The 8,732-nt window shown below is 55.5% G+C and carries 9 protein-coding genes; 8 read left to right on the top strand and 1 reads right to left on the bottom strand.

What is annotated here, in order from left to right; translation table 11 throughout:
* Positions 1 to 12: 12 nt before the first annotated feature.
* From Q362_RS0105315 to Q362_RS19250, 8 genes are all read left to right on the top strand, one after another.
* Positions 13 to 1,074: an RAMP superfamily CRISPR-associated protein gene (locus Q362_RS0105315; RefSeq protein ID WP_028317842.1), complete on the top strand. Its 1,062-nt coding sequence runs from the start codon at positions 13 to 15 to the stop codon at positions 1,072 to 1,074.
* Positions 1,071 to 3,920 carry a type III-B CRISPR-associated protein Cas10/Cmr2 gene (gene cas10 / locus Q362_RS0105320; RefSeq protein ID WP_028317843.1) on the top strand — a complete coding sequence of 950 codons (2,850 nt, stop codon included), beginning with the start codon at positions 1,071 to 1,073 and terminating at the stop codon, positions 3,918 to 3,920. The genes Q362_RS0105315 and cas10 overlap by 4 nt, the downstream gene beginning before the upstream one ends.
* On the top strand, positions 3,917 to 4,888 hold the full coding sequence (locus Q362_RS0105325; protein ID WP_028317844.1) for a type III-B CRISPR module-associated Cmr3 family protein: 972 nt from the start codon (positions 3,917 to 3,919) through the stop codon (positions 4,886 to 4,888). Before cas10 ends, Q362_RS0105325 begins: the two co-directional genes overlap by 4 nt.
* Before the next feature lie 10 nt (positions 4,889 to 4,898).
* Positions 4,899 to 5,768: a type III-B CRISPR module RAMP protein Cmr4 gene (gene cmr4 / locus Q362_RS19245; protein WP_035215682.1), complete on the top strand. Its 870-nt coding sequence runs from the start codon at positions 4,899 to 4,901 to the stop codon at positions 5,766 to 5,768.
* Positions 5,769 to 5,781: 13 nt separating this feature from the next.
* A complete protein-coding gene (gene cmr5 / locus Q362_RS0105335) occupies positions 5,782 to 6,165 on the top strand; it encodes a type III-B CRISPR module-associated protein Cmr5 (protein WP_028317845.1) in 384 nt (127 codons plus the stop codon).
* The gene (gene cmr6, locus Q362_RS0105340; protein ID WP_028317846.1) at positions 6,162 to 7,721 is read left to right on the top strand and encodes a type III-B CRISPR module RAMP protein Cmr6; all 1,560 of its coding nucleotides are present in this window, start codon (positions 6,162 to 6,164) and stop codon (positions 7,719 to 7,721) included. Before cmr5 ends, cmr6 begins: the two co-directional genes overlap by 4 nt.
* 164 nt (positions 7,722 to 7,885) lie before the next feature.
* Positions 7,886 to 8,089 carry a type II toxin-antitoxin system VapB family antitoxin gene (locus Q362_RS0105345; RefSeq protein ID WP_028317847.1) on the top strand — a complete coding sequence of 68 codons (204 nt, stop codon included), beginning with the start codon at positions 7,886 to 7,888 and terminating at the stop codon, positions 8,087 to 8,089.
* On the top strand, positions 8,086 to 8,403 hold the full coding sequence (locus tag Q362_RS19250) for a type II toxin-antitoxin system VapC family toxin (protein ID WP_211248448.1): 318 nt from the start codon (positions 8,086 to 8,088) through the stop codon (positions 8,401 to 8,403). The genes Q362_RS0105345 and Q362_RS19250 overlap by 4 nt, the downstream gene beginning before the upstream one ends.
* A gap of 164 nt (positions 8,404 to 8,567) precedes the next feature.
* Here Q362_RS19250 and Q362_RS24965 read toward each other — a convergent pair whose 3' ends face one another.
* On the bottom strand, positions 8,568 to 8,732 hold the full coding sequence (locus tag Q362_RS24965; RefSeq protein WP_084312695.1) for an ATP-binding protein: 165 nt from the start codon (positions 8,730 to 8,732) through the stop codon (positions 8,568 to 8,570).

Genomic DNA, 8,732 nt, shown 5'->3' on the forward strand with positions numbered 1-8,732 from the left:
GGAGGTGAAAACGTGATCATCACCAGATACTACAACACGACAACCCTGCACCTGACCGTCGAGTTTCTCACCCCGACCTTTCTGGGCGGCGCGGATCAGAACGCAGAATTGCGGACCGCACCCTTCAAGAATTTGCTCCGTCAGTGGTGGCGGGTGGCAGTTGGAAGCAAAAAAAAGGATGTAAAGGAGATGTTGACGGCGGAAGGCGATCTGTTTGGCTCGGTGTTGGACGACAGTAAGGCCAGCGCAAGCAGGGTGCGTCTCATGCTGACTCCGGTTGAAGGAGATTTTTCATTTTCCGGGCAGGAGGTTGATTTTGGTAAAACATCGCACCCGGAAGTCAAGGGTGGCATGAAGGTTTCCAATGCTTTGTATTTGGGTTTCGGACCGATCACCTACAAAGGAGGTCAGACAGAAACAAAAAGATACATCGCCCCAGGGAGCAAGGCTAAACTTGATATCTCGTTTCCGAAACTCAACGAGGCTGATCTGCGTGAGATTCTGGAATACGTCGATGCCTTTGGTACGTTTGGTTCCAGGTCCAGAAATGGTTGGGGATCAGTTTCGTTTTCAGGAGATGTGTTTCAGCGGAAAGATACCCGGGCCTTTGCCGCGGTTGCCGTCTCTCGCTTGCTTGATCCTGAACAAGGAAAACCGTATCCGGCTTCCTTGGGTAGTGACGGCGAAGGTATTCTGTGTTGGGAGACCCATCCACTCGGGAATGATTGGAAGACGACCATGAAAACTCTGGCTGAGATGTACATGAACTTACGGACAGGAATCAACATCAAACCGCAAGGGCTGCAAGAGAGGCACATACTCGGTTATCCAGTGACGAATCATGCCGTCTCTGACAGGGACTGGGGCGGCAATGAAGGCCGCATGCCCTCCCAGCTTCGGCTTATGGTCAAACGGAATTTAAACGATCAATTGGTCGGCCGAATACTCCATCTACCCCATAAATTGCCCAAAAAATGGAATAACGGTTTGGGCCAGGAACTCGATATCTGGAAAAAAATCCACGCCCGACTCGACGCCAACAAACAATTCCATCGCTGCGGGGGTGCGCAATGACACACGACAACTACTGGCAGCATAAACTCTCGCTGTGGCTGCATGACCCGGTGCATAAGATATTCGACATCCGGCGGCATGAATCCCTGGCGGCTGACCTGGCTGAACTGCTGCACGTGACCACCCCGTCCAAGGACACTTACCAGAACGCCGACATGATTGCCGCCGGCCTGACTAGGGCGGCATTGCCTGGATTCAATACCGATTCCGCGCAAAACGGAGCGATCGACTTTAGTGCCGACCCCGTGGTCACCCATCCGCTCGTCAAAGGGCGTGCCCTGCGGCTTGGTATGCCACCGGTCAAGGTTGACGCAATCCATGCCGCCCTGCGCGAATTGCTGAAATCCGATCTCGGTCTGGACAAGACTATTGAACAATTGCGGGCCATCCCCGAGGAGGAGCGTCCCTTAAGCGGCTACTTCGATCGGCATGATACCCCTGAACAGTGGGCGCGGGCGCTCTATTTTTATTTTTTCTTCGCCTTGAAAAAACGGCTGCGACAAAAAGACGTCGGTGGCCTTGGCGGGGCTTGGGACCTGCTCCCGGCCGATTCCCGCATGCCGGACCATCCTCTGTGGCATCATCTGGGCATGACCTCGGCCATCGGTTCCAGCCTGGCAGCCGATCCGGCCAAGGAATTGTCGCTGGCGGTGTTCGCCATCACGCCGGTACAGCCGTTCATCAGTCGGGCGCGTAAATTGCGCGACCACTGGGTTGGTTCGGTGATCCTGTCGTATCTGGCCTTCGCCGGTATCCGCCATGTGGCGGATACCCTGGGACCGGATCATATCCTCTATCCGTCGCTGCACGATCAAACACTGGTGGAATCGTGGATCGGTAAGGCGTTTCACTTGGAACGGTTTCTTGAAGAACAAGACGAAGCCTTGCAGCAGCATCGAAAGAACGGCGCTGCCATCGCCTCCTTTCCCAATAAATTCGTCTTTCTCTGCCCAACGTCCCAGGTAGGTGACATCTGCCGCCGCCTTGAAGAGGCGATACAACAGGAATGGCTTCGCCAAGCCCGCTTGGTCAAGGGTCACCTCGTTAAACAACACGGTGGCGGGGCAACTCTGGCGGAATTGTTTGAACACCAGATCGCCGACTACTGGCAGTTCAACCATGCCGCCAGCCGCCTGGCCGGTTTGGACGACCGGGAGCCCCTGGCTTCGCTGCTGCATCAAGAAAAATGGCAGGACGAATATCAGACCATTGCCGCCTTTGCCAAACCCTATGGGCAAACAGGCGCGACGCTCGCCCGCTTGTATGGAACATCGCATACCCTGGTGCAATCGGTGCTGGCCGCTGCCAAGCTCAAACCGACGCGCATCCGGCGACCACAGCAGGGGGAAAAGTGCCCGCTTTGCGGCGAGCATGAGGTGTTGCATGATTTCAGTCAGGCCGGCAGCACCAAGGCCGTCGAATACAAAAATGCGGTGAAAGATTTTTGGGACGGCGTACGCGGTAAGGAAAACAGCGGAGACAGTTTCGCCCAGATAGGGAAAAGCGAACGCCTCTGTGCGGTCTGTGCAGTAAAACGGTTTTTGCCTCAAGTTCTCAAAAATATCGAAAACAAGACGGAACTCCTGGCTGAAGTGTTGACCGACGCCAAAAAGTTCCCAGCCACGACTGCAATGGCGGCTGACCGGTATATCCACGCTTTATTGGAAAAACAGGTGATAACTGAGGACGAGAAAGAGCAGGTCGTGCAATCACTCCACGAAAGCGAGTTGGAGGAACAGGACGCCAACGACGATACCCCTACCCCGATTCGATCATTTAAGAAAAAGGGGGAGGAGCATGGGATACGATTCACCGACCGCGACAAATACTATGCTCTCCTGCTCATGGATGGCGACAAGATGGGGGATTTGATCAACGGCAAAACCCTGACCGCCACCTGGGGGGATGTCTTGCATCCTGATTTAAAGGCCCGGTTCGAGCAGGCCACCTTTCACCCCCATTCGGCACTCCGACCCCGCATGGACAATATTCGCCTGCTCAATCCTGCCCTGCATGCGGCTGTCTCCGACGGGCTCAACAGCTTCGCCCGCTATGGTGTGGCCCCGGTGGTCCATCGCCTGGGCGGCCGGTTGATCTATGCTGGCGGTGACGACGTTTGTGCCATTCTTCCCCTTGATGCAGCTCTGGAAGCGGCTGATGCCATCCGCCAAGCCTACACCATGGGCTTTGTTCGTTATACCGCTGACGGCGCAGTAGAAGTTCGGGGGGAGTGCCCGGCCGGTGCTGGCAAACTAGGCATGCACCTGGGACAAGCAGAAAAGATTTCCATTTCCGCTGCCGTGGTCATTGCGCATCACAAGGCACCCCTGCGGGAGGTGTTGCGTGACGCCCATGCCGTTCTTGACGGCATTGCCAAAAAACGAGCCGGCCGTAACGCTCTCGCCGTCCGCTTGAAGAAACGGTCCGGTGGCGACCGTGATCTTTGGATGCAATGGGATGAAGAGAATAGCTATTTTGCTAGCAATGGCACTCCACCCGGCACGGAACCTTTGCTCTCTTCGTTTAAGGAAGTAATGCGAGGCGTTACCGACGATCTCATGGGCGGCAGCCTATTGTATCGGTTGGGCGACCTGGAACAGGCCCTCGCACCGTTGGTTGTCAGCGAAGCAACCCGAGCGGCGAACCGGGACAAGGTGGTCAGCTTGATCGCCTATGAGGTCGGCCATTCCGGGAAAAAGCTCAAAGATGACGAGAAAAACCTGTTTGCCCGTCGCCTGGCTGGGTTGATGGTGCGTGGCACTTCCAACCAGCCCGGTTGGTATAATCCGGAAGCCGCAATCATCGCTCATTTTCTCGCTTTGCCTGCTGCAAGGAGGAATGCATGACTATTTGGTACCAAATTACTCCAGCGGACACCTTGTTTTTTCGAGGCTCTGAGCCCCTGGAAGCAGGGCAACCAAGCAGGGATGCCCTGTTTCCGCCCCCCGTTTCCGTGCTCCAGGGTGCCCTACGGACCGCTGTGCTCAAACAACGCCGTATCGCTTTTGCCGACTATAAGGCTAACCGTTGCGCAAGCGATGTCATTGAAGGTATCGGCGCTTGCAGTCAGCCAGCCCCGTTTCGCGTCACCGCCATCTTGCTGGCCCGTGGGGAGACGATCTATGTTCCCTGTCCAGCGAACTGGTTCGTCGAAGCAGGGCAGTTGGCCAAAGGCGGTCAGCCATCCATGGTTGGGCAAACTATTCTCAGGGCCGCACAGCCTGACCGGGCCGCAGATTCGCTTCACCTGCACTCCTCAGCCGGTACCAACCTCCCCATGGTCCGAGCCGCTGATGCGCAGCCGCTTGCTGGCCATTGGTTGCGGCTGGATTGCCTGCGTACGCCACCAACCGAATTCGTTGAAGGCGACCTCCTCGCCCCCGGCGAACTTTACGACGTGGAACCACGCACCGGTATCGCCATCGACAGCAAGCGCAAGGTGAAGCAAGGCGCCATCTATTCGGCAGGGCACATCCGCTTGCGACCGGAAGTGACCATGGTCTGCGGCATCGACCGCAACCTCGGACTGGCAGAGAAGGGGTTTCTCAATTTGGGTGGCGAGCAGCGGGTGTGCGGCTATATCCGTTGCCAGGCCCCAGATCTACCGGCTATGCCTGCCGCCTTGTTTGTCACTCTCGCCCCGGTTGAGCTCACCAACGAGGTCCTGTCCGCTGTGTTTGCTGCGGCAAAACCGGTCACCCTTGCCGGCTGGGACCTGGCCAACGGTTTTCACAAAGCCACCTCCACCTGGCTGCCCGCCGGAACCGTGTTTAACCACAATATCGATTCTCTCTGTATCCCCCTGGCTCAATAAGGAGAAAATAATGAAAAATACTGCATCCATCCTTGGCCTTTATGCTGTCACTCCCTGCCATGCCGGGAGCGGCGCTTCGGTCGGCGTCGTCGACCTCCCTATTCAACGCGAGCGCCACACCAACTGGCCGGTCATCCAAGCCTCGGGTATGAAAGGTGCCCTGCGCGCTCATTTTGACCGGTTCAAAAATTCGATAACAGCCAGACCCGATGAAGAAGCGTTTAAAAAGATAACCGAACTGATCTTTGGATCGGACTCCAGAGACAATGACCACGCCGGTTCGCTCACGGTTGGTGACGTCAAAATTCTCGCTTTCCCCATGCGTTCCAACGTCGCCCCTTTTGTTTGGATTACCTGCCCGGCGGTATTGAAGCGATTGAACCAAGACCTGGCTCTGACCGGGCGGAAGACGATCGATCTTGCAAACCTTCAGGAACTAACCACCGACAAGGCCCTATGGGCGAATGGCCTATGCAAAGAGGGTGACCGTATCCTTCTGGAAGACATGGAGGTCACAGCAACCGAACCATGCTCTCTCGGCGAAGGTACGCCCTTCTTTCAAGAGGCGGAACGGCTGTTGGTGGTCCACGATGAGGTCTTCGGTTATGGTGTCTCCCACTGCACCTCGGTCATGGCCCAGATTAAGATCGACCAAAAAACCGGCACTACCAGCAACGGTTCGCTCCGCTATCAGGAAGAACTTCCCGCTGATACCCTGATGTACACCATTCTTTTCTGGGGCGATTCGCGCGACGACAAAGAGAGCCTCAAGGCAGATGCCATCCGCGGCTATATACAGGATGAGGTGGTGAGCGGCCATATACAAATCGGCGGTGACGAGACCCTCGGCCGCGGTATCTTTTCCCTTACCTGGTTCTGAGAAGGAGACGCTCATGCAGACCAAAGAACAGAAACGCTCGGCTTTTGCCCTGGAACAAATTACTGCGGTCTTCAAAGGCCAAGTTGACGAGAAAACAGCTAATTTTATCGTTGGTGTGCCGACCATGATATTGAGCAACGGATTGGCTCAAACCATGGCTTTTTTGTTCTCTAAAAAGAAGGATAAAAAATACAAGGATACCTTCGATGTCATCAAACTATGGTTGACTCGGGAATTTCCTGCTCTGAAAAAGCAACCAGAGATGGAATTTCTTTTGTCATTCTCTGGCCTCAAGCAAGACCAGTATTTGCAGGCCCAACAGGAAGCCCTTGCCATGCTGCAATGGCTGAAGCGCTATGTTCGCGCTTTTGAAAAGGAAGAAGGGGGACAAAAATGAATATGATCCCTGATTGGCAAGCCAAGTTGTTGGAAAACGGAAAAGGGGTGAATTACGCTTTGTATTTTTCCAGAATGACAAGTTGGCGACCGAGCGGGGGTGAACTCAAGGCGGAGTACCTTGCTCGTGTTGTACAAACGAAAAATGGCCCCCGTGATGAGTACGCTCCAGATATTGAACGGTTGAGTGGAAAAGCTCACCATATTCTTCCCACCGCCTCTGCTTTGTTGAAAGCCATCCACACCCGCCAAACCGATATTCTCAAAACCGAGTCCGGTCGTGGCGTCATGGTCTGGGAATTCCGCGTCCGATTGCTCAGCTCCTTTGTCTCCGGGCTGGGCTCCGGTCACCCTACCGAAACCGGCATGATCCTCGACCGCAACACCGGCCTGCCCTATATCCCGGCCAGTGCGGTCAAGGGCGTACTGCGTTTGGCCTGTGCTCTGGAGATTGCAGAAACGGAACCGGGTGCTGTTGTTCCAAGCGAAAAAGAACCCGACCACCTGGAAATTCGTGATGATCATGCAACCCTGCGCCGCTATTTCGGCGACACCGACACCGGCAAAGCGGACAGCGTCCGTGGGCAGCTTGTTTTCCTCGATGCCTATCCCGCCTCGACGCCGACAATCAAGCCCGATATCATGAACCCTCATTTCGGCAAGTATTATTCGGGTGATCAGGGGCCGCTGGAAACCGAAAACCCCATTCCAGTGAAATTCCTCACCGTCGCTCCGGCAACCGAATTTGTCTTCCGTTGTTTTGCATCGCCTTTGCCCGAGCAAGGACAACGCCTAGTACCCACCGACGTTTTTCGCCCCTTTGACGTCATGGACGAACAGTCCGTCATCGCCATGTTTGAGCGGGCATTCAGCCAACTGGGTTTCGGCAGCAAAACGTCCATCGGCTACGGGCGCTTTGCCTTGTCCACGACCAACAACACCGATCATTTTCGGTGCCTTGTTACGCAGGATATCGAACTGCGTAGACAGGCTGAGGAACAGCGCCGGCAGAAAGAAGAAGAGCGTCTTTATCCCTGGCGTCGCCTGTTGGCGGATTTGGAACGGATCTCCGACTGGGGGCCGTTGCGCCAGAAGATCATGGACAATAAACATCTTCAGGAACACCAGGCACAACAGGAAGTCGGCGAGCGGGTTAAGGCGGCGGCGCAACGGGTCCGCGAAGCTAACCCAAAAAGATGGAAATCGGATTGGGATAGCTATCTTCAGCAATGGCTTACCCCTTCGGGAATGACCTGGAGTGCCGCAGAGGATGTTGGTTCCGGCACTGCCGGAAAAGGGGGGAGTGACATCGGTCTCACCCCGGAAGAGCGGGAACAAGAGGAGCGGATCGCTGCCTTGCATAGCTGCGATTCCGGGAAGAAATGGGAGCAGGTGAAAAAGATCATGGAGACAATCGATCAACTCTCTGAGCCTGCCGTCCTGAAACTGCAGGATGTGTTCAAAACGGAGAAATGGGATAAAAACAATGTAAAAAAAGACAAAAAGGAAGCGTGGGAGAAATTGCGGAAGCGTCGGAAGCAATTGCGGGGTATCTGATGGCAGGGTTTTACCTGTTTCCGTGGAAGTCGTGCGCCACGGTGCCTTGCCGTACAATAGATGACGACCCTTCTCTTGCTCCGCCGGCTTGCATTCGTGCAGGGAGTGCGGTAAATTGATGTTGTTTTTGATGCTTATTGTCATCGCAATTGACGAGGAAGCCCATGCGTACCACCATCACCATTGACGATGCCCTCTACGAGCAGGCGCTGGAAATGGCTGGCCCGGACATCCCGAAAACAGAAATATTCCGGGAAGCCGTCAAAACCTTTGTCCGGGTGCAGGCGGCAAAGCGCCTTGTCGCCCTGGGAGCGGCAGCCCCTGAGATGGCGGATGTGCCGCGCCGACGGCAAGAATCAACGCCATGAGCGTACTGGTTGATACCTCTGTCTGGGTTGACCATTTCCGATATGGCAATGCACGGCTCGCTTGGCTGCTTGAAGCGGACATGGTGCTCGTCCATCCGATGGTCATCGTCGAGATCGCCTGCGGCACACCGCCGGAACCACGCGCACAGACCCTGGCCAGCCTGCGGCTCCTGCGTCCGAGCCAACAGCCCACGTTGGCCGAAGTCATGGATTTTATCGAAGGAGAAAAGCTCTACGGCTTGGGTTGTGGCCTGGTGAATATTGCTTTGCTTGCCTCCGCTCTGATCACACTGTCACCACCGATAAAAAACTGACCCGTTAGGCGTATTATTGCTGACCCCGTCGAAGTTGCCGGATTTCGATGAGCGTGCGATCTCACACCGATTCAGAGAGGTCCCCAATGATGGGATGGACGGCAGGCATCAGGGCTGCGTCGGGCCCGACGCAGCCCTGATGCCTGCCGGGAAGGTGGTTCTCGTTATTTGGGGGCGTTGAGTTGGCGTGATTGGTGGAGGCGCCAGGAAGGGCCTTTGACGGTGAGAATGATCGAGTGGTGGATCATCCGGTCAACTGTGGCGGTGGTGATGACCGGGTCCCCGAGGTAGTCGCCGAGTTGCTTGAAGTCGATATTGGTGGTGATGAT

Origin of the sequence: Desulfobulbus elongatus DSM 2908, assembly GCF_000621145.1 — a bacterium.
In the GTDB taxonomy this organism is placed as follows: domain Bacteria; phylum Desulfobacterota; class Desulfobulbia; order Desulfobulbales; family Desulfobulbaceae; genus Desulfobulbus; species Desulfobulbus elongatus.

Coding starts and splice junctions, on each gene's coding strand:
- Q362_RS0105345 (WP_028317847.1), top strand. CDS start 7,886: ATGCGTACCACCATCACCATTGACGATGCCCTCTACGAGCAGGCGCTG.
- cmr4 (WP_035215682.1), top strand. CDS start 4,899: ATGAAAAATACTGCATCCATCCTTGGCCTTTATGCTGTCACTCCCTGC.
- Q362_RS0105325 (WP_028317844.1), top strand. CDS start 3,917: ATGACTATTTGGTACCAAATTACTCCAGCGGACACCTTGTTTTTTCGA.
- cmr6 (WP_028317846.1), top strand. CDS start 6,162: ATGAATATGATCCCTGATTGGCAAGCCAAGTTGTTGGAAAACGGAAAA.
- cas10 (WP_028317843.1), top strand. CDS start 1,071: ATGACACACGACAACTACTGGCAGCATAAACTCTCGCTGTGGCTGCAT.
- Q362_RS19250 (WP_211248448.1), top strand. CDS start 8,086: ATGAGCGTACTGGTTGATACCTCTGTCTGGGTTGACCATTTCCGATAT.
- cmr5 (WP_028317845.1), top strand. CDS start 5,782: ATGCAGACCAAAGAACAGAAACGCTCGGCTTTTGCCCTGGAACAAATT.